We start from the raw sequence: 25,636 nt of genomic DNA, 5'->3' as shown, positions 1-25,636 counted from the left end.
ATTGTAATTTTTTTTTAACAGGAAGAACTATATCAGCTTCACCCCAAGCCCCTTTTGAATAAAGGGCAGATATTTCATATGAGAGTCATGTACCTGTCCTATAACATTTACCCTGTCCTCTCCAGGCAAATCAACTCTGGCAATTTCCAGCTCTCCCATATACCTTAAGTAATCAACATTGGAAATGCAGATGCTTCCCTGCTTCCTCACTTGTGACTGATCCTCAGGATCAGGCTTGATTTCCTGCTTATATTGTCTTGATTCCTGGGAGCGGAAAACGTATTCGCTGGAATCCGGCCTGTCATGATGGATGATGTCTCTTACAAATTCATAGGAAGGAAGTATGTCTGCCTTAAGCTCCACATAATCATGGCTTAAGCATTGGATATCCTTCCAGTCCTTTTCTTCCACATCCACATCGCCGATCAGAACCACGTCGCAGGAACCTTCATAATAAAGCTCCAGCATGTTCAAAAGCACCTGGTCTTTCCTTTCCCGGTGTTCCTCCACCGTAGGAAGACCCTCAAACAAGGGTCCTCTAAGCTCCAGATTCCCAGGCACAAAGGCCATGGTAGTAAATCCAAGATATTGAAGCCTCTGATTCATTTCCCTTGTCCGTTTTAAGGACAGGGCCGTGAACTGCTTGGGATAAAAATTATGGCAGGCTGCAAATCTGGTAAAATCAGCCCCATACTTTTTCCACTCCAAAAGTTCCTCCTCCATAATGGTGGAGGCATTAAATACCACATGAAAGTCCTTGGAAATCTCTACCGTTTCTTTTGCATCAAAGCCATAATCAAGGCGGACATGGGTGATCCCAAGTTCCTTCAGCTCTGCAATGCTTTCTGTTCCAAGCTTTTCAAGGGTTTCCGGGCCAACATCCACAATGAGATTTAACCCGCCTTCCCTGCACATACTAAGAAGCTTTTGAACATCCGAACGGTAATCGACTCCTGTCTCCTCCGGAATGTGGAGCGAAGTAAATGCATACTTCACTCCGTTCTTTACCGCCTTTTTTATTAAGCGTTCATTTTTTTTCCATTCCGTTTGAAAAATAGATTGAAATTCCTGTATTCATTTATTCTCCATATACCTCGTTAATTCTGTCTTCATCCACTCCGAAGAAATAGGTTACCAGGAAGCCGCCTGCATAAGCAATGAGCATGGATATTATATAGCCGATCTGCTGACCTGGCTGGACAATCAATAACCCAAACAAACCGGATACTCCCTGAGATACGGTACCAAGGTGCATAAGAGCTGCAACAGCGCCTCCAAATCCTGAACCAACACAGGCGGTGATAAAGGATTTGCCAAGAGGCAGGGTTACTGCATACATCATGGGCTCACCGATTCCAAGAATACCTACTGGTATGGAATCCCGGATATATCTCTTTAATTTTACGTTCTTAGTCTTTACATACAATGCAATACCGGCACCCACCTGTCCGCCGCCTGCCATCATAAGGATGGGGAGGAGATAGTTGATTCCTTTTGTTGCTCCTGCCGGATCATTTAACAGGGCATGGATGGGGGTTAAGGCCTGATGTAAGCCTACTGCTACCAGCGGAAGGAAACCTGCTGATAAAATGTATCCGCCTACAACGCCCATCTTTTCATATACAAAGCTTAAAACAGCAAAGATCACCTTTGTTAAACCTGCACCCAAAGGCTGGATTACCAGCAGTGCAACAATACCGCCAATGATAAGCACTAAAAGAGGGCTTACAAAGGTATCAATTAAGTCAGGCATACGTTTTCTGATATTCTTCTCAAGGAAGGCGAAGAACGCACCTGCGATCAAAGCAGCTAACAGTCCGCCGGAAGCCGGATTAAATGCCGTATTAGTTATAGGAAGAAGAATCTGGGCATCATTTACCGTTGCAAGCAGTGGCATACCCGGATTAGCAATGGACATGGCGCCTGCAATGGCTCCAAGAACTCCTGAACCGCCGAATTCCTTTGCAGCATTGTATCCAACCAGAATGGGCAGATAAGCAAACAGCGCCCAGCCCATAGTCCGGATGCATTGATACCACCATACTCCTGAAAGTGCTCCGCCTGAAGAAACATTAATAACATTGCAGATACCATTGATCAAGCCTGCTGCAATAATGCCGGGAAGCAATGCTACGAAAATATTGGAGATCTTCTTTAAAAATCTCTGTACCGGCTTATCATATTTTGCCTTTTGAAGAGCCTTGTTTTCCTTTGCGACCTCATTGATGCCCTGGTCCGGGCCATTCTCAGCCTGTCCCTTTGCAAGCCCTGTAAGCTTATAAAATTCATCTAATACCTTATTTACTTTCCCCGGTCCAAATACAATCTGGATCGTGTCACTTTCAACCACTCCAAGAACTCCCTCTACCTTTTTCACACCTTCAATATCTGCCTTGGATGTATCTCTTAAACCGACACGAAGCCTTGTCATGCAGGCAGCATTGGAAGTTATGTTCGCTTTTCCCCCAAGCAGCGTTAATAATTGTTCACTGATTTGCTTGTAATTCACGATTATCCTCCTTTAAAAATGTAATGATGTTGCTTAAAATGCTTTTAAACCCCTTTTTATCTTAAAGCCTTTCGGATCTTTCCTCCGGCTTGTGATAACTTTTGTCTTGCGTCCTCTGGATCACAGTTCAGCAAAATCATGGTAATTGCAGTTTTAACATGCCCTTCTGCCTGTTTTAATACCTTTTCGGCATCTTCCCTGGTACAGCCTGTTGCCGCCATCACAATGTTCTGTGACCTCACCACCAGCTTTTCGTTGCTCTGCTTTACATCTACCATGAGATTTTCATAGGCTTTCCCGATTCCAACCATGCTTCCTGTTGAAATCATATTGAGGATCATCTTTTGTGCTGTTCCTGCCTTTAATCTGGTTGATCCTGTCAATACCTCTGGCCCGGTCACCGGTTCAATGGCAAGCTTTGCTTTTTTTCCTATATCAGATCCTTTATTGCATGCAATAGCTACGGTATGACAGCCTGTTTTATTGGCATAATCAAGGCCGTAGATTACATAGGGCGTTCTGCCAGATGCCGCCAGGCCGATCACAATATCCTTTGAGGTAAGGCTGATTTCCTTTAAATCCGCCTCACATAAGGTCTCACTGTCCTCAGCTCCTTCTACCGCCTCTACAAAGGCTTTGTCTCCGCCTGCAATCAGGCCTACTACCAGTTCTCTGGGGACACCGAAGGTGGGCGGACATTCTACCGCATCCAGTACTCCCAGACGTCCTGATGTTCCTGCACCAATGTATATGATACGGCCTCCTGCTTTCAGGCTGTCGGTCGCCCATTCAATCGCTGTGGCAATCTGGGGGAGGACTTCCTCTACGGCTTTTACGGCTTTTTCATCTTCCTGGTTCATGATGGCCGCAATTTGAAGTGGTGTCATTTCATCCAGGTTCATGGTATCCGGATTACGGGACTCTGTTGTCAGCACTGACAAATCAATCATGCTCTGTACTTCCTTTCCTAATTATTGTCCATGCTTTCTAGACATAAAGGTATCCCCGTAGGGGGGTCCTTAATTATTGTCCATGCTTTCTGGACATAGAGGTATCCCCGAAGAGGGTTTTTTTCTGTATATAATTTTTAGTGAATTTACTCATACATACCTCATAATTTCTATTAACATAAGCAGTAAAAAAAATGTCAATTACATTTAATTGTGAAATACGGGAAGACATGGCGCCGCTCCGGTGTATCAGCTCTGTTGCCGCAACGGGAAGGACGAAATCAGCCTCCGAGGCCAGCTCTGATTCCACTGCCCTTGTTATGGCAATCACCTTTGCCCCATTTCCTTTTGCTTCTTTCACACATTGAAGTATTTCTTCCGTAAGTCCTGAGTAGCTGATAGCAATGGCCAAGTCATCTTTTCTTAAATTTCTGGCAGCCAGCAGTTGTGTATGCCAGTCATCACAGACATTGCACAGCACATCAGCTAAGGAGCTTCAAGTATAAATCTCTTGCCGCCAAAAGGGAGGTTCCCAGTCCAAATAAGGTAACGCTTCTGCAGTTTTCCAGCAGCTTCACACATTCTATTACAACCTTGGGTTCAATAAGCTTTTGGGTGGTTTCCAATGATTCAATATTTTTCTTTGTGACCTTATAAATAATATCCTCAATGGAATCTTCCCGTGTGATCTTCTGAAACGCAATTTTCCTGCTCTCCTGGAATAATGCTACCTCATAAGCAAGGGTATTCTGAAAATCCTTATATCCTTTACAGCCCAGCTTCTTGCAAAGCCTTACAACGGTTGCCGGAGAGGTATAAGTTTCCTTGGCAATCTCCTTAATACTCTTTCGCAGGACAGATTCAGGATTTTTGTGCAGTCTTTTTATCAGCTCTTTTTCCGCTTCTCCAGCCTCCTGGAGATAGCTGTCAATCCTTACAAGCAGACCCTTCATTTCTTCTCCTTTCTTTAAAGCCAGAAGAAACCCCCTTTGGGGATACCTTTATGTCCAAAAAAACGTGGACAATAACGAGGAAACCTTCACATATTTTTTTACCTAATATCATTCTAGCTTTGTTGCATTATTTTTTTCAATATATCTAGTGTTTTATGAAACTTTTTTTTCATATTATGATGCTTTAAAAAGAAAAAAAATGGATATATTTCTGATCTTTTAAAAACCCAGAGGCTTAAAATCAGAATTTAACCGAATCAGGCAGCGATAACTGTATTCGATTCTGCGGTGGAGCGGGACACGCTGTGAGCAGGCAGGGTCGCGGATTGCGAATATCTGCTTGCCCAGATAATTAGAACTGATCAGTGAAGCAAAATGGAGGCGGAAACATTCCGTTCCCACCTGTTTTTAATATGCAGAAACCGCCTTTAAAATAATTTTAAAGGCGGTTTCATGCTTAAAAAGCTAATGATTCGTTGCACAATTTACTATTATTATTTCTCCAGAGATCTCCAACGGAAGTTTGGAACCACATCAGACCATTTCTCAATTCCTATAATGGATTTAGCGAACTCCGTTGATTCCAGCGTGTATTTCTTTTTATCAATATCCCTGAATACCTGCCAGATTTTACGGCGCCTTGTAGCTACAATGTCATCTCCCCGGTCCATGGAACATTCCCAGAGTCCGAAGGATAAACCGCTTCTCACTTCCAGAGGGGCATCTACCTGACGGCTTAAGATATAAGCATCAATATAAGGATTGCTGTCAACCATGTAATAGGAATAAGCATAAGCGGCAGCCTGAATCTGAGCTACATTGCCTCTTGTCTGGCTTGTCGCCGTAAATCCCTGTTCTGTCAGAATGATGTGGCGCACATGGCCGGCAGGGGATTTTAAGGGATCCTGAGCCATGTAATCAGTCAGTGTGGTTAAGTTTTTAAAGTTAATGACCGGAGAGTTGAAATCATTGGTGATCAATCCGGTCTGTTCATCATCCCAGAATTCCGGTTCTGTCATCGGACAGGGATAAGGATGATAGGATAACCCCCAATCCATCTGCCCCTGTTCATTGGCAATGGAATTAAAGGTATCTACAATTGCTCTTCCACCGTATTTCAGCTTATTATCGATTTCATTATTCCAGTTATAATCCAGGGAGTAATATACCCGGTCATTGGCACTGGTGCTCTTAATCGCTGTGTAGAAAATCCGGAACGCATCCTGGTAAGCCTGTACGTAGCTGTGAATATCCTTAGGCCCCATGTAATTCCACTGCTGGTTGTTGATCTCATTGCCAATGATCCAGTTGGATATTTTTCCATGGTTTGGATTGGTACCATTGTACCGTTCCGCTAAGAAAGCGGCAATGGCTCTTGTCTGATCCAGCCCTTCCTGGGTCGCCGGATTGAACATGTAGTAAAATGCATTGGCATTTTTCTTTGTTCCCGGATAGATCAGATTCGGCTCGGCATCATTCCACCCATTTAAAATAATGGCTGTTACCGTCATTCCCTTCCCGGATAAAGCGCTGATCGTCTCGTCATAGCTTGTGATGGCATTCTTATCAAAATGATAGGTCTTTCCATCGTACTGGTAATCAATTCCCTGGCCCAGGATCTGATGGAAAGAGATATTGGTGGCAACGTGCTTCACGCCTAATTCAAAAGCATCACCAAGCATGTTAAGCTGAATGTTTAAGCCCTTCTTGGTAAGAGGATCATTAAATGGCTGGGTATTTGCCGCTACCATTTCAGGGTTTGTAATATAATGAGGTTTGCTGATTTCAATATATTTTGTTCCATCCCAGACAGCAATGACGAATTTGCTGTAAAGTCTGTCCTGGTCCGTATTACGGTTTAATGGAAATGTAAAGGTAACCCTGCTTCCCGGTGCTGCAGAAGCCGCATAATCCGTTCTGCCGTCCAGATTGTTCTGGTAAGCTGAAGCTCTACCAGGTAGAGAACGCCATCTGTTCCTGCCATATTCGCATTGCTATCTGCCTGAACCGTCACGCTGTTCTTGTCAGAATTGACCAAACAGGACTGAATCGTTGCCTGTACACCGGCTGCGCCTACATCTGCCAGCGCAACAAAGGCAGAGGCACAGCATAAAAATGCAGCGGTAAAAAGTCCGGTCATGACCCTGCCTATATTTATTTCCTTCATCTTCGCATCCCTCCATGTTGTCTTAATCAGGTTCCATACAATAATAACCAATTTTCCTGCTTTTTACAATAACGTTTTTATTACGTATTCGTAAAAAAACCGTAAGGACCAAATGTTCCGGATAATAAGGAAGCATTCTGTAAGGTTTATCTCAGGATATTACAATCCGCTTCGCTGCTTGATTTGGTTTAAAAATCCGCATTAAATACTTGACAAATTAAATATCACCTGCTAGACTGATAATCACATTATCGATAATCTAATTATCAATTCTGTAACAGGAGGTAAAATAGATGGCCAGACCTGATCATTCCATTGATCCCCGGATTCTGAGCAGCGCTAAAAAGGTATTTTTAACACATGGGTTTCAGAATGCATCCTTAAAGGAAATCTGCGAGGATGCCGGTATCACTACCGGTGCCCTGTATAAGCGTTACAAAGGAAAAGAAGCCTTGTTTAACGCCGTAACGGCGGATACGGTTGCTGCACTTGATGACTTTTTAGAACAGCGATGCACTGTGGAGGCCGGATTGCTGTCTGATGAGGCACTGATAAAGGCATGGGATATGGACGAAGAATACATGTTGGGGTATTTTCGATTCTTACAGGAATACCGCGAAGGTTTTATTCTGCTCATAAAATGCGCAGAGGGAACGGCGTATTCAAACTTCCAGCACGACTGGGTTGAGAAAATGAGTGTAAAGACCTACGAGTATTTTCTGGAAACGCAAAAACGAGGACTGACCAGCAGAAGCATCTCCATGGAAGAGCTGCATATCCTGCTTTCCGCATTCTGGACGACGATCTACGAGCCGTTTATCCACGACTTTACATGGGAACAGATAGAAGCCCATTCCAAACTCATCTGCGGCCTGTTTAACTGGTATCAGGTTCTGGGGTTTTAGCACCCTGCATCCCCTCCGATGAAGGGGTTCCTATTTGCTTGTTAGTTAGTCAAAACTAACCTACATAAAATCATAAAGGAGGTAACGATCTTGTTTCAAAAAGTACTGGAATATGCCGGTGATTACCGCAAAACAACCTATGGCGCCATTGCCGCCATGCTGGTCGGCATGGTCATGAACGTACTGCCGTTTTGGTTCATTTACCAAATCATCCGTCCGCTGCTGATGGGGGAAAATATGACGGCAGCCTATGTGGCCTGGCGCATTGCCGCCATCGCAGCCTGTGGACTGATGTATGCTGTATTCTATCTCTGGGGACTTTCCCTCTCCCACCTTTCGGCGTACAATACGTTGAAAAACCTGCGCATCTCCCTGCAGGGCAAACTGGAGAAGCAGCCCCTGGGTGCTATTGAAGAAAAAGGCGTCGGCACCATCAAAAAAATGTTTATTGACGACATTGAGACCATTGAACTGCTGCTGGCCCACGCTCTCCCTGAGGGGATTGCCAACCTGGCCATCCCGGCACTGGTATTCGCCGGAATGTTCCTTGTAGATCCCAAGCTGGCGCTTCTTGCCCTGTGCTCTTTGCCGCTTGGAATGATTGCCATGATGGTGATGTACCGGATCGGCATGAAAGACATGGGCAATTACTATGGGGCGGCCCAAAAGATGAACAATACCATTGTGGAGTATATCAATGGCATGGAAGTCGTCAAGGTGTTCAATCGTGACGGCGAGTCTTACCACCGGTTCGAGGGGGACGTAAAAAGCTACCGGGACTTCACCCTGGCATGGTATAAGGCCTGCTGGCCATGGATGGCACTTTATTCCAGCCTTGTTCCCTGTGTGGCACTTTTTGTCCTGCCTGTGGGTTCCTATTTTGTCATTCAGGGGTATTCAAAGCTGCCGGATCTGGCACTGGTTTTGTGCATGTCCTTCGGGGTGGGGGGACCGCTTCTTAAGGCCCTTAGCTTTATGTCCACCCTGCCTCAGATCAATCATAAGATCTCCGGCCTGGAACAGATGATGAACACACCGCCGCTTCAGCAGTCCAACAAGCCCTTTTCCGGAAGAATCATGGAGTGCAGTTTGAGGATGTACGGTTCGCTTACAAGGATACCCAGGTGCTGCACGGTATCACACTGGATGTGCCGGAGGGCACTCTGACCGCGCTGGTAGGGGAATCGGGCGGCGGCAAATCCACCCTCGCAAAGCTGCTCGTCCACTTTTACGATGTGACAGGAGGTGCGGTCAAAATAGGCGGGCAGGACATACGCAGCATGAGCCTGGAAGCACTTAACGACCAGATCTCTTATGTTGCCCAGGAGCAGTTTTTATTCAACATCAGCCTGCTGGAAAATATCCGCCTCGGTAAGCCGGAAGCAACGGATGCTCAGGTAATGGAAGCGGCAGAAAAAGCACAATGCGGCGAATTTCTGGCCCGGCTTGAAAAGGGCATATACACCATGGCAGGCGATGGCGGAAAGCAGCTTTCCGGCGGTGAGCGCCAGCGCGTCTCCCTGGCCCGCGCCATTTTAAAAAAACGCGCCCATCATTGTTCTCGATGAAGCCACGGCCTTTATGGATCCGGAAAATGAGGAAAAGATGAATGAAGCCATTGCCCAGATCATCCAGGGGAAAACCGTCATTGTTATCGCCCACCGCCTGCACTCCATTATGGATGCGGACCAGATTTGTGTTATGGATTCCGGTAAACTGCTGCCGCCGGAACCCATGAGGAGCTGCTTAACAGCTGCCCCGCTTATCAAAAGCTATGGCAGGCCGCCGAGGGCAGCGCCCAGTGGACGGTCAGTACGGCGAAAGGAGGAAATGTACAATGATTGCTTTAATGAAACGCATTCTGGCTGTTTCCGGGGATTATCAGGCAGGATCAAACTGGCCTTAGTATTTTCCTTTTTAAAATCAATTCTGGCGAAGGCGCCCATTGGCTTTGCATTTTTTTTGCTCTGGCCTCCTTTTATCACGGTACGGCAACGGCTGAAATGTGCCTGCGGATCGGTTTTGCCTTGGCAGCCTGCCTGTTGCTGCAAATGCTGTTCCATCACATTGCAGACCGTCTGCAGTCGGCTGCCGGCTTCCTGTTGTTCGCAGAGAAGCGCATGGAACTGGGCAGGCATCTGCGTAAAATGCCCATGGGGTATTTTACCGAGGGCAATATCGGCAAAATCAGCTCCGTACTTTCCACGGACATGGTATTTATCGAGGAAAACTGCATGACAGTCCTGGCGGATATGATGAGTTATATTTTCGCACAGGGCATTATGCTCCTGTTTATGCTCCTGTTCAATGTATGGCTGGGACTTGCGGCCATTGGAGTTGTGGTGCTTCTGCTCCTGACGGCAAAGGGCCTGGAAAAAGAGGCTCTGGCGGATTCCGCCATCCGGCAGGAACAAAGTGAAAACCTGACCGAAGCCGTTCTCGGCTTCACCGAGGGAATCGGAATCATCAAAGCCTATAATCTGATGGGCGAAAAGTCAAAGGCGCTCTCCGACAACTTCCGAGAGACCTGCCGTACCAGCATTGCGTTTGAAGAAAACCACGCCCCCTGCAACGCCGGCTGAATATCCTCTACGGATTTGGTGCAGCCGCCATAATCGCCCTTTCCGTGTACTTAAATTCCCGTGGTCTGCTGGATGTGACCTTCCTCGTTGGCATCATGCTCTTTGTATTCGATCTGTTCGGTCCCTTGAAGCACTGTACGGCCAAAGTGCACGGCTCACTGTCATGAACAGCTGTATGGATCGCATTGAAGCAGTATTTAGGGAACCGGAACTGCCGGACAATGGTACAGACATCATCCCGGAAGCCGGAGATATTCCTGAGGTACAGTTTCAGCATGTCAGCTTTGCCTATGGGGAGAAAGAGGTGCTGCATGACATCTCCTTTGACTTATCAAAAAATCAGATGCTTGCGCTGGTCGGCCCTTCCGGCGGCGGAAAATCCACCATCGCAAGCCTCCTGACCCGATTTTGGGACGTTAATTCCGGAAAGGTGCTGATTCGCGGCAAGGATGTGCGGGAAGTGAGCTTAAGCGATCTGATGGATCATATCAGCATGGTATTCCAGCGGGTATACCTGTTTCAGGACACAATTTATAATAACATCAGCATGGGGCGGCCTGCTGCCAGCCGGGCTGAAGTGATGGAGGCGGCGAAAAAGGCCAGGTGCTACGACTTTATCATGGCACTGCCCCTTGGCTTTGACACCGTGGTGGGCCAAGGCGGTGCAACCCTTTCAGGCGGTGAAAAGCAGCGCATCTCCATTGCCCGCTGCATTTTAAAGGACGCCCCCATCGTAATTCTGGATGAAGCCACTGCCAGTGTGGATGCGGACAACGAAAGTTACATTCAGCAAGCCATCAGTGAGCTGTGCGCAGGAAAGACCCTATTGGTAATCGCCCACCGGCTGAATACCATCCGCCATGCCGACAAGACACTGGTGATCTCGGACGGCCGTATTGCCCAGCAGGGAACCCATGAGGAGCTGATGGAAAAAAGCGGAATCTACAAAAACTTTGTAACAGCCCGGGAGAATAACAGGGGCTGGAGCAGCCGCCTGAAGCGGCCACAGGGAACCTATATGACTACTGCAAAATAACTGCCATTAAGAAGCATTTTCAATTTTAAAAGGCGGCTGGGGCATTTCCTGCCCTATCCGCCTTATTTATCTGATTTTTCCGGCAACAATCCACCCTGGTTTATTTATCAGTTTCCAAAGAAAACATTTCCTTACACTTTTTCCCATCAAAAATGTGGTTATACACCAGATATTCATAGTTTGAGATCAAGTCCCTGTACGGACTTTCCGGATCCCGCAAAGCTTCCCAGGAATAGTAGGTTCCTTCCTTATTAAAGCAGCCGATGGGGTGTACCACTGGAAAGGTCTCTTCCATTGTCAGCAGAAACTGCTGATAAGGCGTCATATTGACCCCGGCTCTCTTTAACAGCTCTGAAGAGAGATAAATAGCTCCCATTTCCCCTTTTTCCTCTGCCTGTGTTTCATAATTAGTCCAGATCATAAACGGGGTCTGGTACCACATCAGCCGGTCCTTATTCTCCACAAGGCTGCTGGGCGTCCCTGAAATATCATCAAAAAAATTCATCTTCCACACTGGGCTGATGATCCCCAAAAAGAACGATCATGGTAGGCTCCTGGCTTTTCTCAAAATAAGAGAGCAAATATTCCAGCGCTTCATCCGACCGCTTCATAAGAGATAAATACTGATCAGCCTTAGGATATTTTCCCTTCAGTTCTCCGGTCAGCCATACTTCCTGGTCAAAATTATCATACAGGGTTTCATAGCCTCCATGATTCTGCATGGTCACATTAAAAAGGAACAGCTTATCATCCGGATTCTCCTTGGATTCCACCTTTTCTATCAGTTTTTCGTAATCTGCCCGGTCACTGACATAGTTTCTGAGCAGCTCACTGCCTTCATAATCTTCTATATCCAGAAATTCATCAATGCCCATGTTCCGGTAGCACTCCTGACGATTCCAATTTTCTTTTGGATAAGGGTGCATGGCAACTGTCTCATAGCCCTGGGATTTTAAAGTGCTCACAAGGCTATATGTATTAGGCTTGACATTAAACTGGTACGCAATGCTGTTAGCCGGAAGCAGGGAAACGGAATCTCCCGTAAGAAATTCAAATTCTGAGTTGCTGGTCAAAGAACCGAATACAGGAACGCTAAGGCTCCCCTTCACCGTATTCTCCTTCAGACTGTTTAAAAAAAGGAAAATATTCCCGGTTGGTTTTGAATTCTCCTGCCACTTTTAAATCGGAAAAGCTTTCATTCATAATACATATAATATTGACCGGCGTTGTCTTACCTTCTCCCTCTACGTCTATATCTCCGGCAGAAGCTAAAAGAACCTGATTGTCCGCTATCACAGAATCATAAATCTGCTTTACTTTTGAAAAGCTGTAGCCCTTCGGCTTTTTCTTCACCGCATAATTAAATGAAACAGCCGTTGAAAGCACATATCCGTATTCCTGATAGGTCTCACCTACCTCCCACATATTGATTTCAAGACCTTTGTTCGGGATTAAGCATGTATAAAACCATAAAATAAAGCTTAAGACAGCACCTGTACTTCCCCCGGCAAAAACCAGACGTTTGTTCCTGCCCTTTACCCTTTTAGGGAATATCAGGGCAAAGATGCAGATTGCCTGGACTCCCAGACAGGCAAGGTACATTTCCTCTGTCAAAACAAATTCATAATTTCCTGCCACACTCATGGCGGTACGCAGAGCCAAAACGTCCCAGATCATGATTGGCCTTCCCCGAAAGCCTGCAACCAGATATTCTGCAACAGAAACAATATACAGAAAAACTGCAGTCAGCGGGATCCTATTCTGGTGCTTCCGCTGACTGCAAAAGCTGCAAGATACAGCAGATAGATCCAGCTTATATTTAAAACAGCCATGGATATGGGGATTGTCAGCAAATTGCCGGTCACATATTCAAACAGAATATAAGATACGCAGGGAATCAAAAGCATGATGACAGTGGTTATAAACATCCCTGCGGTTTTACACCACTTAAACAGCCGTTCTCTTATCACTTAAAACATCCTCTTTTTCCTTATTTAGAATGATTTAATGGTACCACAAAGTGGCCTGGCCAGCAATATACAATTTATGACAACATTCCCTTTTATTGAACCACATCTGCTGCCCGCTGTTTTCGATCAGCCTAAGATTGTCAAAATACTTTGCAGCAGACCTCTTACCTTCCGGTTCTTAAAACAGGCGTTGCGGCAGTTATCTCCGCTGCACCAAAAGCAGCGCCCTCGTCCTGTTAAGATGAGGTGCTGCTTTTAGCAATCGATTCATTTACCAATCAAAGGTTACCTGACCTGTACCCGTCTGAGGAACGGTATAGGTACGATTGTTTCCCCCCTGCCAGGTCACATTTCCTGACCCATCTTTCTTGATTGCCTTAAACTCTATGGCCGTTCCTGGCATAAGGTTGACCGTAAGGATCCATGAAGGATAATTCGGGCAGGCTGCCGGGCCTGCTCCTGCAGCCGGGTTCCAATTTCCAAGTTCTGCACAGTTTCCGGCAATATAGATGTTCTCTCCCCAATTTGTTGTTGCATGATTCACTGTAAATGTAACCGGAACCAGCCTCTGTGCATTTTCATCTGCCTTATAAATCTTGGAATTATTTCCGGTAAGTGAAATTGTAATCTTTCGGTCTTGCGTTACCGTAATCTTATCATTTGGATTCATCACATTTACCAGTGTGGTACCTGACGGGATACTGCTTTCTGCCCGCAGGGACATGGTTGTGCTTTCTGTCCCTTCCGCATTGTGGAATGCGCATATCAGTTCCTGTCCTTTGTCCTCACCGGAATCTACCCGCCTGGAAAAAGCATACGTGTGCATCGACGTCCACATTTCTCTCTGTGTTCCATCTGCCAACGCCCTGTACTGGCTCCTTAAACCATTCAATTTCGCTATTAACTGATAAGTATCGGTCGAGGTGTTAAAATACTCATGAAGCACATTCCCGTTCCCAGCCTTTGTTACCATAGACCAACGGTTCCAGGTATCTGCAATCCCACTGATCACCTGGCCATTTGCATTCCCCCGGTTCTGCTCTGTACCCTGGAATACAACCGGGACTCCCCGTGCTGTGAACAGGAAGGTCAATGCATTATGAAGCTTATCCTTATTTCCTCCAGCCTCTGTCAGAAACCGGTTCCTGTCATGATTATCGATGAATGTCACCATGTCATTTAAATGGGAACCATACAATTCATCCTGATCAAAAATCGCCTGAATCGATATCTCTGAAGTATTGTTAAAATTCTTTCCATAGGCGAAATCATTCACAATGGCCTGAAAGAGCGGAAAATCAAGCATGCCTGTTTCCGCATTGGCACCAACCCAGTCCTTCACGAAATTGACATGCATATCAAAGTTCTCTCCAAAGGTTGCCACACTCAGATACTCCTGCAGTTCGTGGATGTCCGATGGCTTCATACACTTTGCCGCATCGACTCTGGCTGCATCTGCACCTGTATAGGTAAACCAGTTCTTTATGGAATCAAATACTGCTGCCTTTGCCTCTGCATTGTCAAAATCGATGTCATCTAAACCCCCAAGGTCGTGATCTTCCAGCATCTGGGTACTTGAAGGGGTATGTGGATGTTCCAGATCCCAATTAATATCGCCATTATTATGATACCACTGGACATTATTAAATGGTGCAACCGGCTGTACCTGTGAACCTGGTTTAAGTCCTGTATTCGTAATATAATGCGCACTGCTTCCCGTTCCCTGCAAATAGTCGCCTACGTGGTTAGGAACAATGTCAAAAATGACTTTAATACCATTCTCATGGCAAACATCTACCAATTCTTTTAGCTTTTCCTTACTTTTTTTCTGGGTCTTCCGCTCCGAAATACCGGTTTGCCCGGTTAGGATCATACATATTATACCCATGATATGCAGTGGGCCATTGCTTGCCATTGGAATCAGGGACACTCCATAGCTGAGGATCCGTTACCGGAGAAATCCAGATAGCGGTATACCCCATATCCTTGATATAGGAGATCTTATCAATAATTCCCTGCCAGTCACCGCCATGCATATACCTGAAATCATCCTGTGAGTTCTCAGTATAACGAAAGGCCTCTCCGGTTGCATTATTTGATGCATCTCCGTCATAAAAGCGGTCTACCATAATTTGATAAATAGATTCTCCCCGCAGGCTGTCCGCCGCCGAGGCAGTTACCGGAGGGATTACCGATAAGGAAATAACTGCACACAGCGCAGCAGCACATATTCTTTTTAACACTCTTTGCAATTTCATACATTCATTCCTTTTTCCAAATTTTTATTTTATAAAAATTACTAAATACCGATATTTATATCGTAATTATAACAATATATCTATGTAAAACAAACTTTTTTTTATACAATTTGCTTGATTTTTTTAGGTAAACGTTATACCATAAGTGGCATAAAGCTTAAAAAGAAGAAAGTGGTGAGTTGTATGTCTATCACAATTAAAGATGTCGCAAATGAGGCAGGTGTCTCGATTGCAACTGTGTCAAAAGTAATCAATAACAGGCCTTCCATATCAGAAACTACAAGGCAGCATGTTCTTCAGGTTATGGAGCAGCTAAATTACCGTCCCAATGCACAGGCCAGCAATTTTGCAAGAAAAAGATCTGAAAACATTATTTTTCTTGCCGTCACAGAAGCCCATACCCCTTACCATAACCCCCATATGTTTGAAATTCTCTGTGGTGCACAGAGCAAAATCAGGGAAAAGAAATACAATTTCAGTTTTATCGGTTCCCCGAATAAAGAAACTGCTTACAAAGAAGTGGAAGAGATTATTGGCAGAAAAGCAGCCGATGGACTTTTGATCCATGGTTCCACTACATCACGTCCTCTTGCCTCCTTGCTTACCAATACCGGCTTCCCCCACGTAATCATCGGCAGACCCCCTTTTTCCAACACCACCTGCTGGATTGACATCAACAACCATGTCTCCGGGGAGATGGCAACTAAACACTTAAATAACTGCGGCTACTCAAAGATTGCCTTTATCGGCGGCCCGGCTGCTGATGAGATATCCAGACACCGCCTGAAAGCCTTTGTTTCTTCCATGAATATCAACGGCTTTTCGGTACCTGACTCTTTTATCAAATATGGAACCTACAGCAAAGCAAGCGGCTTCGCCATGATGGAGGAAATTCTCCGGGGGGATCATCTTCCTGATGCGGTAATCTGCGAATACAATCAGATTGCCATGGGGGCTGTCAGTGCCATAAAAAAACGCGGACTGTCAATTCCTGAGGATATTGGGGTAATTACCTTTGATGATTACCCATTATCCCAATTGATTGACCCTCCGCTGACAGTGGTAGACATTGATGTACATGAAATGGGACGGTATGCTGCTTCCATATTATTAAAGAAAATCAAGAACCCCGCATTGCAGATTCAGTCTTTTGCCATACTCCCATCGTTGATTGTCCGTTCTTCCACGCGAAATCAGAAAACACTTTAAAATGCCCTGGGACTGCTTCCTTGCTTCCAGCAGCACCAGGGACTTAAAACCTCTTATTGCGTCCGACAGATCAGGTATCCATTTTCTTTCAAAATTCCCTGTCCGTATCCTTTTTCCATCAGCACCTTCCCATTCCCAAACTCTGGTATTTCTTTTTCGGGCCCGGCATTTATAATAACCATGATTTCCTTTTCCTTATTCTTCCTGCAAAATGCAAATAATCCTTCCCCAATCATGTGCCACAGTGGCCGGTAATCCGTTGATATATCAATGTAATCCTTTCGAAGCCGAATCAGCTTTTCTATGAATCCGCAGAAATTTTCCTTTTCCTCCCAGATCATTGCCTGCCGGTATTCTGACTCTGTTACCCCCATCATTCCCTGCTCATCCCCATAAAACAGGCTGGGCACTCCCGGCATCAGCATTAACAGAATACATGCCTGTTTCCATCTGTCCGTATCTCCCCGGCACAGGGACAAAAAGCGCGGCACATCATGACTGTCCAAAAGATTCAGCTGTCCATTTACAATATTGTTGGGGTATCTGAGCCGCATCTGTTCAAATTGATAAGCAGCAGCCATTGCATTAGGGGCATCTGATGTAAGGTATTCCCTGCAAATCCGGCGGAAGTCGTAATTCATGACCGAATCAAATGCATCCCCCCGTAGCCAGGTTTCAGCATTTTCCCATACTTCGCCGATCAATACTGCCTCTGGGTTTTCTTTTTTTACCGCAGACCGGAATTGCCTCCAGAAATTCCGGTCAATCTCATTTGCCACATCCAAACGCCAGCCGTCCACATGGTATTCTTTTATCCAGTAGACACCTACGTCTGCAAAATACATCTGCACAGTCTGCTCTCCCGTATTAAGTTTCGGCATTTTCCTTTCGTAGGCAAAACAGGTGTATTCTGGTATTGTATCGGGAGTTTCCGGCTTCTTTACCGGAAATTCCAGGTTGTAAAACCATTTGCAGTAACGGGAGTTTTTTCCCTTTGCAATCACATCTTCAAATGCAAAAAAATCCCAGCTGCAGTGGTTGAATACCCCATCAATGACGATTTTCATTCCCCTCCCATGGAGTTCTTTCACAAGCTCCCTGAACTCTTCTTCCGTTCCCATACAGGGATCGATATGATAATAATCCATCACATCGTATTTATGGTATTCCCCTCCCACAAAAATCGGATTCAGGTAAATACATGTAAATCCCATTTTCTGTATATAATCAAGATTTTCGGTGATCCCTTTGATGGTTCCTCCAAGCCTCCCACGGCATACCCTTCCATCCTCCAGATACTGTATCTTCTTTTCCTTACACAGGAACCTTTTCCCACTTGCAAAGCTGTCCGGGAAAATATTATAAACCACCGCTGTCTTAAACCAGTTTGGAACATCCGGTATTTCTTCCCTTAAAATAAACGGATACTGATAATATTCGCTTCTTCCATCCACAAGCTTTCCATCCACATAAAACTCCGGCAGACTTTGTGTAAATCGGTCTGCATAATAGTAAATCCACTCCTGCCCTTTCACCAGCTTAAAATAATAACAGATCCGATTATAAGAAGATTCTACTTTTGCTTCGAAGTATTCAAAATACTCATCTTCTGCACAAACCTGCATTGGAATCTCTTGAAATTCAATGGGGGACTTCCTGCAGACACGGTCTGCATAGTATAAAAGGCACTTGGATAAATCCTTCTTTTTTGCCCTGATACGTATGATCAGACTGTGTTCCGACTCTGCAAACGCATACTGAGATAAGGGGATATGTAACACTGCCCCACGGTCTATTTTTTCTTCTGTACAAATCATCCTTTCACACCTCCTGCCGTCAGTCCCGATATCATATACTTTTGAATGCAAAAAAAATACAATCAGAAGCGGAATCGAAACCAGTATCGCTGCCGCCGAAAACAGCGGCCAGCTTGTACTGTAATCATTAGACTGCAGCTGGTACAGTCCCACTGCCAGTGTATAGTTGCTTTGATTCATCATAAATGTAGTGGAGAATAAATATTCATTCCATACAAAAATCAACACCATCACTGCCGTTACAATGATCGCAGGTCTTGCAAGGGGAAGCACCACCTTAAGCAATATCTGGCCCGCACCTGCTCCATCGATCCGTGCTGCTTCTTCAATTTCCACCGGTATGCTGTCAAAATATCCTTTCATATTCCAGATGCCGAAGATACACATGCTGCCCGCATACACAATAATCAGCCCCACATAAGAATTTAACAGATGAAAGGTTTTGAACAGACGGAATATGGCAAACATGGACAATATCTGGGGAAATGCATTTAGTATCAGGAACATCTTCAATACTCCATTTCTTCCCTTAAAACGATATCTGGAAAATGCATAAGCAGCAGTGATGGCGGTCCCCATGGCAACAACCATTGTCCCGCCGCTTAAAATGGCAGAGTTTTTGATCCATAACACAAATGGTTCTTCCAGTAAAATGGCTGAATAGTTTCTAAACATCGCCTCTTTGGGCCAAAACGAAAGCCCGGAACCAAGCGCGGCGTTCCCATTGCTCAAAGACAGGGAAAACGCATACAGAATCGGAATCAATGCAACAATGCAGATAACGGTAAACAGAACATTCAGGGCAGTAAGTCCCACCGCACGTCTTATTTTCCTTATTCTCATGGCTCCTCCTTAATTCCCCGGTTCATAAATAATGAAAAGATAATAATAAAGCCGAAAACAACTATGGAAACTGCCGAGGAAAGTCCATAATTATTTGATACAAAAGCATTTTGATGTACGTAAGTAATAATCGTCTGCAAGGTGGATCCTGACAAAGCCCCCTTCTGCATCGTCAGCAGGTATACAATATCAAATTGTTTAAATGTTGTAAATGTTGTCATGATAATCGCTGGAACCAGCATTGGTTTTATTGCCGGAACCGTAATATACCGGTTTTGCTTCCAGAATCCAGCTCCATCAAGCTTTGCACTCTCATAATAGCTCCTGTCTACACTCTGCAGCGCCCCGTCCATCATCATGATCATAAACGGAAGCGCCATCCAGAGATTCAATACCATACAGGAAATAAAAGCCAGGATATTGCCCGACAGGAAATTTATTTTCCCAACTCCCATTGCCACCAATATCTTATTTAAAAAACCAAATTCCGTATTGAACATCCCCACCCGCCATAATAATATGGAAACATATGCAGGCATTGCCCACGGAAACATCAGCAGGGTTTTATAAACTCTTGCAAGTTTAAGCCCTTTGGCATTTAACCCAAGTGCAATGAAAAAAAGCCACGCCAACCTGTATCACCATATTCAAAATAGTCCAGATAATCGTTGTCATAAGTGCGCTTAAGAACCCATAATCCACCTTCAGCAAAGCCCTTCTGAAATTCTCCAGCCCGATCAGATGGTAGTTATCCCAATGGTACATATTCATGTTCGTCAGCGATATGTATCCTGTATACAGGATCGGGAAAATCACAATCACCCCGACTAAAATCGACCCTGGCAGGATGTACAGCCATGGAAGAAATTTATGTTTACTCTTCATCCTGTGTGTTCCCCTCTCCCCATATATTACTTCATATCCGCAATTGCTGCTTCCGCTTCTTTCTGATACTGCCCTGCAGAAGAATCCAAATCTTTATCCGATTTGTTTACCGCTGCCAGCAAGGCTTCTGCCGGCCCCCACATGACACTCATCTCCGGAATGTTGGGCATCGGCTCTGCTGTATCTGCTGTTCGCTTCATGGCCGCAATCATTTCATCCTTAGCAACAGTCTCTGTTTCATAAGATTTTTGGTTTGCTGGTGTACAGCTTGCCTTTTCTGCAATTGCAGCTCCCACCTTCGGATCTGCCAAAGCTGTAAGCACCTTGCCTACGGCATCCTTTTTCTCTGCAGCCGCATGTTTTAAGACACCGACTCCCTGAACACCAGAATACGGTGCCAGTTTCTTTCCATTTGGCAATGTGAAGTCTGACAGGGACTTGATCCCCAGTTCTATCCCTGCATCCCTGATGCCGGATACCAGCCATGGCCCGCTAATAATCGCTGCTGCCTTTCCTTCGTTGAACAACGTTGTTACCGTGTTATAATCCCCATCTGCCTGAAGCTTGGCGAACTTCTTATTATATTGGATTCCTTCCATGGTTTTTTCATTATTCAGTCCTGGATTTGCATCTTTATCAATAATATATCCACCAAATCCATTGATAAAGGGAGCTACATTATATGCCGTTGAATGCTGGTTTACAAGCGCATAGGTACCGGCTGCAGTATCGGTATGTTCCAGCATATAGGCATATAAATCTTCAGTTGTAGAAGGCACCTCTCCTTCCCACAGATCTTTGTTATACATAAACAGCAATGTTTCAAAATAAACCGGCAGCAAATATTGTTCCTCCTTATATTTTCCTGCCTCTATTGTCATTGGAAGCATATCCTCATACACGCTTTCATCAACTAAATCTGAAATCGGCGAGAGCACGCCCATCTCTACAAACATTCCCAGAGAATCATGTGCATACATATAAAGATCCGGGCCGGATTTCTCATCGTTCCCATATAATTTTATCTGATCTGTCAGCCCGCTCCTTTTTTCAAATTTTACGGTAATACCATCGTCGCTAAGAGATTCATTTACTTGTTCCTCAATCACGTTCATAATTGCCACATTGCCATCATGCCAGATGCTGATTTCCTCTTTATCCGAAGAATTTCCATAATCAATGCTGCTGTCAGAACCTGCTTCTTTTACCGGTCCACAGCCGGCAAACAAGGTTGAAACCATTACCATACAAAGGACCACTGCGATTTTTCTTTTCATACAACCTCCTCCATTCCTTAAATAAACTTTTTTTATTTCCATATTTTCACCAAATAGATGCCTTGGGTAATTTTTATCATATACTGCTGATAAATTCAAGAAATACGGTGTATCTCCCCTGGTAAAACTAAGAAAACGTTTTCCTTATAAACTTCTTCCGGATGCAAAAAAAAGAGCCGAATCCTTTAAACAAAAAAAGGCTTCGGCTCTAAATTTTAATGATTCAACGATAAAAAAACAACTCTTATCCGGATCCTTTGCAATCCCATAAATGCGGTAATCTTATAGATTTTTCGGTCCGAATCCCATGGGCAGCAGCTCCTTTAAATAAAATATCTTATACTCTTCTCTACCGGATGCTAATATAATTCGAAATGTTTCCGGGTCGCAAAACTCCATCATTACCTGACGGCAGACTCCGCAGGGCGCTGTAAGCCCTGTAGGGATCCCCTCTTTTCCTCCAACGATGCAGATTGCTCTAAATTCCTTTTCGCCTTGGCTGACTGCCTTAAAAAAATGCCGTTCGTTCCGCACAGTTACTGGGAGTATAGGCTGCATTTTCGATGTTGCAGCCTTGATACAAAGTGCCGTCAGCTGATAGAAGCGCCGCTCCCACCTTAAATCCCGAATATGGAGTATACGCTTTTCCCATAGCTTCAAATGCCTGATCAATCATTTCCTTTACAGGAAGCTCTGTCTCGGCCAAAGCCTCGCTCTGCCCAGCACTTTTCATTGTTTTTTCTTCCATTTCCAACCTCCTGGCCACCACTCTCTCTCAAAATCGGAGCCGTGTTTTTCTGCAATCTACAATTCCAGGGCGATTTCTATCATTTTTCCAAATCCAAGCTGCCGCTCCTCTGCGCTCAGTTTTTCCTCTCCAAAAACAAGATCGGAAATCGTCAGCATGCAGAGAGCCTTTTTACCGGCCGCAGCCGCATTCATATATAAAGCTGCTGTTTCCATCTCAACAGCCAGAACTCCCATATTGCGCCACTTGTCATTAACCCCGCTGTCAGCATTATAGAAAATGTCACTGGAAAGCACATTGCCCACAACCACTTTCCTTCCCTGCTTTCCGGCCGCTTCTGCCGCTCTGGCCAGGAGCTCATAATCGGCAATAGGCGCGAATGTACCCGGAAGTCCATACTGGTAAGCATAATTGGAATCCGTACAGGCCCCCATGGCGATCACCACATCCATAAGCTCTACCTTATCCTGCAGGGAACCTGCGGAACCGATGCGGATAATCTGGTCCACATCATAAAAATGGTACAGCTCATAGGAATAAATTCCCATGGACGGCATTCCCATTCCGCCTCCCATAACGGAAATTTCCTTCCCCTTATAGGTTCCGGTAAATCCAAGCATGTTCCGGACCGACGTTACCTGGACCGGATTTTCCAGATACGTTTCCGCAATATACTTTGCCCGTAAGGGATCCCCCGGCATCAAAACTGTTTTTGCTATTTCTCCTTTTTTTGCCCCATTATGGGGAGTTGGTGTCATCTCCATTTTATCTCCTCCTCTTTTATGATTCATCCTGCCGCATCATTAGACGAATGGCTTCTACTGCTGTTCGTATGGCCCCATCCGTATCATGGACAATCGGATTTTCAAGACCAAGTCTTGCCCGTTCCTGGTTCGCTAATACAAGGAATATGGAACCGACCCTCACCTTAAGCGCACTGGCTGCAACAAACAGAGCCGCCGACTCCATCTCCGAAGCCTTGCAGCCCAGCTTCATCCAGGCTTCCCATTTGTTTAACAGTTCATGGGACACTGGCTTTGTTTCCGGAGAATGCTGCCCATAAAAGGAATCCTTACACTGGACAACTCCTACATGATAGGACTTATCCAGGGCCTTTGCCGCAGCCGCCAGGGCGCCTGTCACTTCAAAATCCGGGACTGCCGGAAACTCAATGGCGCGTACTCCCGGCTGGTTCCTTCCATGCGGATAGCTCCGTTCGCAATGACTAAATCCCCGCTTTTTACCTCCACATCCATTCCGCCGCAAGTACCGACGCGGATGAAGGTGTCTGCACCGGACATCACCAGTTCCTCCAGGGCAATAGCAGCCGAAGGACCGCCGATCCCCGTAGATGTAACGCTGACTGACTTACCGTCTAACGTACCGGTATAGGTCACGTACTCCCGGCTGTCCGCGATCAGTCTGGGATTTTCAAAATACTTTGCAATAAGAGCACAGCGCTTGGGGTCTCCAGGCAGAATGACATACTTGCCCACGTCCCCTTTCCCAACCTGGATGTGATACTGTTTTCCTTCTGTTTCTGAATAATTTGTCATACTTAATCCACCCTTCTCTATATCTCATTTTCATCAATTTTTTCTGCAACCACGGCCTTAATCCGCCGGTACTGCTCTTCATTGATAATAATGGTCCTTCCTTCCCTGGAAATATACCCTTTCTCCTCCATCTGGCTGACGCACCGGTTCACGGTCTTTATGCAAAGACCGGTGCTGTTTGAAAGATCTTTTCTTGCAAGCTGTATGCGGCAGGTCCCCCGGTGGGATGATTTCCGGTAAATCTCCATAAAGAGCAGGAACAGCCTGTCGCTTCCCTGTAAAAATAAAAACAGACGTTCCTTCCTGACCTGCTCTAAAAGATAGACACCCATGGCCTTTACCTGTTCTAAAACCGCATGGATATCCGAAAGCATCCAGCGGCTGAACTGATCCTTGGATACACAGAGGAACCGGCAGTCCGTTTCTGTCACCAGAGTGGTCCGGTATAAGTCAAAGCCCATGAGAAATTCCATGGCTCCAAACACCTCCACCGGATAGAATCTGGTATAGTCGTAGGCAATTTCCTGAACCCGGTAATCCGTAGCCTTTACGACACCTTCCACCAGAATATATATGGTATCCACGGTTTCATTTTCGTGAATAAAGGTGGTGCCCTTTTTTTAAGTTTACTATTTTAAAGGCTTCCAGGAGCCATTTAGGCGCATTGGCCAGATAATTATTTAAGTATTCCCGCGGCTCACTGTGAAGTTCATTGATTAAAGACATAGCATCGTTCACGGTCTTGCTCCTTTTCGTTTCTTTCTCTTTGATTTCATCATATCATATTTATGATCCGCCGGGAATCATTACTTGTCTCAAAACTCTTATCTTGCATCCTTTTCGTATGGCTGCCCGCTGGCTTTCGGCGCAGAGGATTTCCCCACAAACAGGATCAGGATCACGATTGTAATGAGATACGGAAGCATTGCCAGAATGGACGAAGGAACTGCGAATCTTCCCCCTCCCAGAGTAACGGTAAGGGCCTGGGCTGCTCCGAATAACAGACAGGCGCCATAAGCCCCGTGAGGAGTCCATTTTCCAAAAATTACAGCCGCCAGTGCAATAAATCCCTGACCGCTGATGGCAGTGGGCGTAAACTGAGGGATAATAGCCAGAGTCATGGACGCCCCGCCCAGTCCGGCTAAAATGCCGGAAACCAGCACACAGATATACCTGATTTTATAAACGTTAAGTCCCATGGTATCTGCTGCTGCCGGATGCTCTCCGACTGCCCGGATATGAAGTCCCCACTTTGTTTTATAAAGAAAGAACCAGATAAAAACAGCCAGTACAAATGCGATGACAACCGTCACATCCACATTTAAATTCTGAAACGCCTTTGAGTTTAAACTTCCAAATACTTTTGGAATCTTATGAGGCACCGGCAGTGACATGGTAGCACCGTCAAAAAGCAGGCGGCAGACAAACAGAGCCACACCGGGGCCGATCAAATTAATGGCAATGCCGGAAATCGTCTGGTCCGCCTTACATGTAATTGACGCAAAGGCATGGAGAAGTGCAATAACGCCTCCTGCCAGACCTGCCGCAAAAAAATCCTGCCCAGGCATTTCCTGAATAATAGCCCACAGTAGCCCCTGTAACCGCTCCGATGGTCATCATTCCTTCAATACCGATATTGGTAACGCCGGACCGTTCCGACACCACTCCACCTAATGCTGCAAATACCAAAGGAGTGGAATACATAAGTGTAATGCCTGCAAATAGCATCAGACTGTTAAGCATGTTTCTTACCTCCCTTCGAAAACCGGTCCACCAGCGGCGGAATGATACGGGTCAGCGCCACAAAAAAATACGATGACACCGATAACGATATTGATGATTTCTGACGGGGCTCCCACCTCGTACTGCAGGGATTGGCCGCCATAAATCAGACCTCCAAACAGCAGTCCCGCAAAAATACAGCCGATTGGCGAACTTGCCGCGATGAGACAAACGGATAATCCGTTAAAA

The 25,636-nt window shown here is 45.4% G+C and carries 22 protein-coding genes and 6 pseudogenes; 4 read left to right on the top strand and 24 right to left on the bottom strand.

Features of this window, described 5'->3' with window-relative positions; all coding sequences use genetic code 11:
* Window positions 1–27: 27 nt before the first annotated feature.
* The 7 genes from JCM10519_RS17655 to JCM10519_RS31385 all read right to left on the bottom strand — a co-directional run bounded on the left by JCM10519_RS17655 (window position 28) and on the right by JCM10519_RS31385 (window position 6,579).
* Window positions 28–996 carry a MupG family TIM beta-alpha barrel fold protein gene (locus JCM10519_RS17655; RefSeq protein WP_347844634.1) on the bottom strand — a complete coding sequence of 323 codons (969 nt, stop codon included), beginning with the start codon at window positions 994–996 and terminating at the stop codon, window positions 28–30.
* An 82-nt stretch (window positions 997–1,078) separates the two neighbouring features.
* The gene (locus tag JCM10519_RS17650; protein ID WP_054740790.1) at window positions 1,079–2,509 is read right to left on the bottom strand and encodes a PTS transporter subunit EIIC; all 1,431 of its coding nucleotides are present in this window, start codon (window positions 2,507–2,509) and stop codon (window positions 1,079–1,081) included.
* A 56-nt stretch (window positions 2,510–2,565) separates the two neighbouring features.
* A complete protein-coding gene (gene murQ, locus JCM10519_RS17645; protein WP_054740789.1) occupies window positions 2,566–3,459 on the bottom strand; it encodes an N-acetylmuramic acid 6-phosphate etherase in 894 nt (297 codons plus the stop codon).
* 73 nt (window positions 3,460–3,532) lie between these two features.
* Window positions 3,533–3,940 (bottom strand): SIS domain-containing protein, encoded by a 408-nt coding sequence (locus JCM10519_RS31395; RefSeq protein WP_347844633.1) that lies wholly within the window; start codon window positions 3,938–3,940, stop codon window positions 3,533–3,535.
* A gap of 1 nt (window position 3,941) precedes the next feature.
* Entirely contained in the window at window positions 3,942–4,412 is a 471-nt protein-coding gene (locus JCM10519_RS31390; protein WP_347844632.1) for a MurR/RpiR family transcriptional regulator, read from the bottom strand.
* Between the two features lie 494 nt (window positions 4,413–4,906).
* Complete coding sequence (locus JCM10519_RS17635; protein ID WP_347844631.1) at window positions 4,907–6,163, bottom strand: DUF5722 domain-containing protein; 1,257 nt, start codon at window positions 6,161–6,163, stop codon at window positions 4,907–4,909.
* A 107-nt stretch (window positions 6,164–6,270) separates the two neighbouring features.
* Window positions 6,271–6,579 (bottom strand): hypothetical protein, encoded by a 309-nt coding sequence (locus JCM10519_RS31385; RefSeq protein WP_347844630.1) that lies wholly within the window; start codon window positions 6,577–6,579, stop codon window positions 6,271–6,273.
* A gap of 293 nt (window positions 6,580–6,872) precedes the next feature.
* On the opposite strand from JCM10519_RS31385, the gene JCM10519_RS17630 reads away from it, so the two are divergent.
* From JCM10519_RS17630 to JCM10519_RS17620, 3 genes and pseudogenes are all read left to right on the top strand, one after another.
* Window positions 6,873–7,484: a TetR family transcriptional regulator gene (locus JCM10519_RS17630; protein WP_054740787.1), complete on the top strand. Its 612-nt coding sequence runs from the start codon at window positions 6,873–6,875 to the stop codon at window positions 7,482–7,484.
* A 90-nt stretch (window positions 7,485–7,574) separates the two neighbouring features.
* Window positions 7,575–9,325, top strand: a pseudogene (locus JCM10519_RS17625) (ABC transporter ATP-binding protein).
* A pseudogene (locus JCM10519_RS17620) lies at window positions 9,322–11,102 on the top strand (ABC transporter ATP-binding protein). Before JCM10519_RS17625 ends, JCM10519_RS17620 begins: the two co-directional pseudogenes overlap by 4 nt.
* Window positions 11,103–11,202: 100 nt before the next feature.
* On the opposite strand, the gene JCM10519_RS31380 reads toward JCM10519_RS17620, so the two are convergent.
* The 6 genes from JCM10519_RS31380 to JCM10519_RS17605 all read right to left on the bottom strand — a co-directional run bounded on the left by JCM10519_RS31380 (window position 11,203) and on the right by JCM10519_RS17605 (window position 15,330).
* Window positions 11,203–11,607, bottom strand: coding sequence for a hypothetical protein (locus tag JCM10519_RS31380; RefSeq protein WP_347844629.1), 405 nt, complete (start codon window positions 11,605–11,607; stop codon window positions 11,203–11,205).
* The gene (locus tag JCM10519_RS31375; protein ID WP_347844628.1) at window positions 11,594–12,211 is read right to left on the bottom strand and encodes an LTA synthase family protein; all 618 of its coding nucleotides are present in this window, start codon (window positions 12,209–12,211) and stop codon (window positions 11,594–11,596) included. The genes JCM10519_RS31380 and JCM10519_RS31375 overlap by 14 nt, the downstream gene beginning before the upstream one ends.
* Window positions 12,195–12,779 (bottom strand): hypothetical protein, encoded by a 585-nt coding sequence (locus tag JCM10519_RS31370; RefSeq protein ID WP_347844627.1) that lies wholly within the window; start codon window positions 12,777–12,779, stop codon window positions 12,195–12,197. Before JCM10519_RS31370 ends, JCM10519_RS31375 begins: the two co-directional genes overlap by 17 nt.
* Before the next feature lie 68 nt (window positions 12,780–12,847).
* Entirely contained in the window at window positions 12,848–13,072 is a 225-nt protein-coding gene (locus JCM10519_RS31365) for a hypothetical protein (RefSeq protein WP_347844626.1), read from the bottom strand.
* A gap of 271 nt (window positions 13,073–13,343) precedes the next feature.
* Window positions 13,344–14,945 (bottom strand): alpha-amylase family glycosyl hydrolase, encoded by a 1,602-nt coding sequence (locus tag JCM10519_RS17610; RefSeq protein ID WP_347844625.1) that lies wholly within the window; start codon window positions 14,943–14,945, stop codon window positions 13,344–13,346.
* Window positions 14,890–15,330 carry an alpha-amylase family glycosyl hydrolase gene (locus JCM10519_RS17605; protein ID WP_054740783.1) on the bottom strand — a complete coding sequence of 147 codons (441 nt, stop codon included), beginning with the start codon at window positions 15,328–15,330 and terminating at the stop codon, window positions 14,890–14,892. Before JCM10519_RS17605 ends, JCM10519_RS17610 begins: the two co-directional genes overlap by 56 nt.
* A 183-nt stretch (window positions 15,331–15,513) precedes the next feature.
* On the opposite strand from JCM10519_RS17605, the gene JCM10519_RS17600 reads away from it, so the two are divergent.
* Entirely contained in the window at window positions 15,514–16,539 is a 1,026-nt protein-coding gene (locus JCM10519_RS17600) for a substrate-binding domain-containing protein (protein WP_054740781.1), read from the top strand.
* A 53-nt stretch (window positions 16,540–16,592) separates the two neighbouring features.
* Here JCM10519_RS17600 and JCM10519_RS17595 read toward each other — a convergent pair whose 3' ends face one another.
* The 11 genes and pseudogenes from JCM10519_RS17595 to JCM10519_RS17555 all read right to left on the bottom strand — a co-directional run.
* The gene (locus JCM10519_RS17595; protein ID WP_347844624.1) at window positions 16,593–19,199 is read right to left on the bottom strand and encodes an alpha amylase N-terminal ig-like domain-containing protein; all 2,607 of its coding nucleotides are present in this window, start codon (window positions 19,197–19,199) and stop codon (window positions 16,593–16,595) included.
* On the bottom strand, window positions 19,196–19,753 hold the full coding sequence (locus JCM10519_RS31360; RefSeq protein ID WP_347844675.1) for a sugar ABC transporter permease: 558 nt from the start codon (window positions 19,751–19,753) through the stop codon (window positions 19,196–19,198). The genes JCM10519_RS17595 and JCM10519_RS31360 overlap by 4 nt, the downstream gene beginning before the upstream one ends.
* 28 nt (window positions 19,754–19,781) lie before the next feature.
* Window positions 19,782–20,084: a hypothetical protein gene (locus JCM10519_RS31355; RefSeq protein ID WP_347844623.1), complete on the bottom strand. Its 303-nt coding sequence runs from the start codon at window positions 20,082–20,084 to the stop codon at window positions 19,782–19,784.
* A gap of 26 nt (window positions 20,085–20,110) precedes the next feature.
* A complete protein-coding gene (locus tag JCM10519_RS17585) occupies window positions 20,111–21,361 on the bottom strand; it encodes an extracellular solute-binding protein (protein ID WP_054740779.1) in 1,251 nt (416 codons plus the stop codon).
* A gap of 282 nt (window positions 21,362–21,643) precedes the next feature.
* Window positions 21,644–22,094 (bottom strand): annotated as a pseudogene (locus tag JCM10519_RS17580) (cytidine deaminase).
* A 71-nt stretch (window positions 22,095–22,165) separates the two neighbouring features.
* Window positions 22,166–22,873, bottom strand: a complete 708-nt coding sequence (gene deoD, locus JCM10519_RS17575) for a purine-nucleoside phosphorylase (protein WP_054740777.1) — start codon at window positions 22,871–22,873, stop codon at window positions 22,166–22,168.
* Window positions 22,874–22,889: 16 nt separating this feature from the next.
* A pseudogene (gene udp, locus JCM10519_RS17570) lies at window positions 22,890–23,665 on the bottom strand (uridine phosphorylase).
* Window positions 23,666–23,682: 17 nt separating this feature from the next.
* Entirely contained in the window at window positions 23,683–24,249 is a 567-nt protein-coding gene (locus JCM10519_RS17565) for a Crp/Fnr family transcriptional regulator (protein WP_347844622.1), read from the bottom strand.
* A gap of 4 nt (window positions 24,250–24,253) precedes the next feature.
* On the bottom strand, window positions 24,254–24,403 hold the full coding sequence (locus tag JCM10519_RS31350; RefSeq protein ID WP_347844621.1) for a hypothetical protein: 150 nt from the start codon (window positions 24,401–24,403) through the stop codon (window positions 24,254–24,256).
* Between the two features lie 86 nt (window positions 24,404–24,489).
* Window positions 24,490–25,408: pseudogene (locus JCM10519_RS17560) on the bottom strand (ABC transporter permease).
* Window positions 25,401–25,636: pseudogene (locus tag JCM10519_RS17555) on the bottom strand (ABC transporter permease); the annotation flags it as partial. The pseudogenes JCM10519_RS17555 and JCM10519_RS17560, both read right to left, overlap by 8 nt.

This window comes from Clostridium sp. NkU-1 (assembly GCA_001312405.1).
This window is presented reverse-complemented; position numbering and strand designations above follow the sequence as displayed.

Bases quoted from the DNA above. Each gene is read 5' to 3' on its own strand.
- JCM10519_RS31370 (WP_347844627.1), bottom strand. From the start codon at position 12,779: ATGATCTGGGACGTTTTGGCTCTGCGTACCGCCATGAGTGTGGCAGGA.
- JCM10519_RS31360 (WP_347844675.1), bottom strand. From the start codon at position 19,753: ATGTTTCCGTGGGCAATGCCTGCATATGTTTCCATATTATTATGGCGG.
- deoD (WP_054740777.1), bottom strand. From the start codon at position 22,873: ATGGAGATGACACCAACTCCCCATAATGGGGCAAAAAAAGGAGAAATA.
- JCM10519_RS17595 (WP_347844624.1), bottom strand. From the start codon at position 19,199: ATGAGAATAAGGAAAATAAGACGTGCGGTGGGACTTACTGCCCTGAAT.
- JCM10519_RS17610 (WP_347844625.1), bottom strand. From the start codon at position 14,945: ATGATCCTAACCGGGCAAACCGGTATTTCGGAGCGGAAGACCCAGAAA.
- JCM10519_RS31380 (WP_347844629.1), bottom strand. From the start codon at position 11,607: ATGAATTTTTTTGATGATATTTCAGGGACGCCCAGCAGCCTTGTGGAG.
- JCM10519_RS31385 (WP_347844630.1), bottom strand. From the start codon at position 6,579: ATGAAGGAAATAAATATAGGCAGGGTCATGACCGGACTTTTTACCGCT.
- JCM10519_RS17635 (WP_347844631.1), bottom strand. From the start codon at position 6,163: ATGGTAGCGGCAAATACCCAGCCATTTAATGATCCTCTTACCAAGAAG.
- JCM10519_RS17585 (WP_054740779.1), bottom strand. From the start codon at position 21,361: ATGAAAAGAAAAATCGCAGTGGTCCTTTGTATGGTAATGGTTTCAACC.
- murQ (WP_054740789.1), bottom strand. From the start codon at position 3,459: ATGATTGATTTGTCAGTGCTGACAACAGAGTCCCGTAATCCGGATACC.
- JCM10519_RS17630 (WP_054740787.1), top strand. From the start codon at position 6,873: ATGGCCAGACCTGATCATTCCATTGATCCCCGGATTCTGAGCAGCGCT.
- JCM10519_RS17600 (WP_054740781.1), top strand. From the start codon at position 15,514: ATGTCTATCACAATTAAAGATGTCGCAAATGAGGCAGGTGTCTCGATT.
- JCM10519_RS17605 (WP_054740783.1), bottom strand. From the start codon at position 15,330: ATGAAATTGCAAAGAGTGTTAAAAAGAATATGTGCTGCTGCGCTGTGT.
- JCM10519_RS31355 (WP_347844623.1), bottom strand. From the start codon at position 20,084: ATGAAGAGTAAACATAAATTTCTTCCATGGCTGTACATCCTGCCAGGG.
- JCM10519_RS31390 (WP_347844632.1), bottom strand. From the start codon at position 4,412: ATGAAGGGTCTGCTTGTAAGGATTGACAGCTATCTCCAGGAGGCTGGA.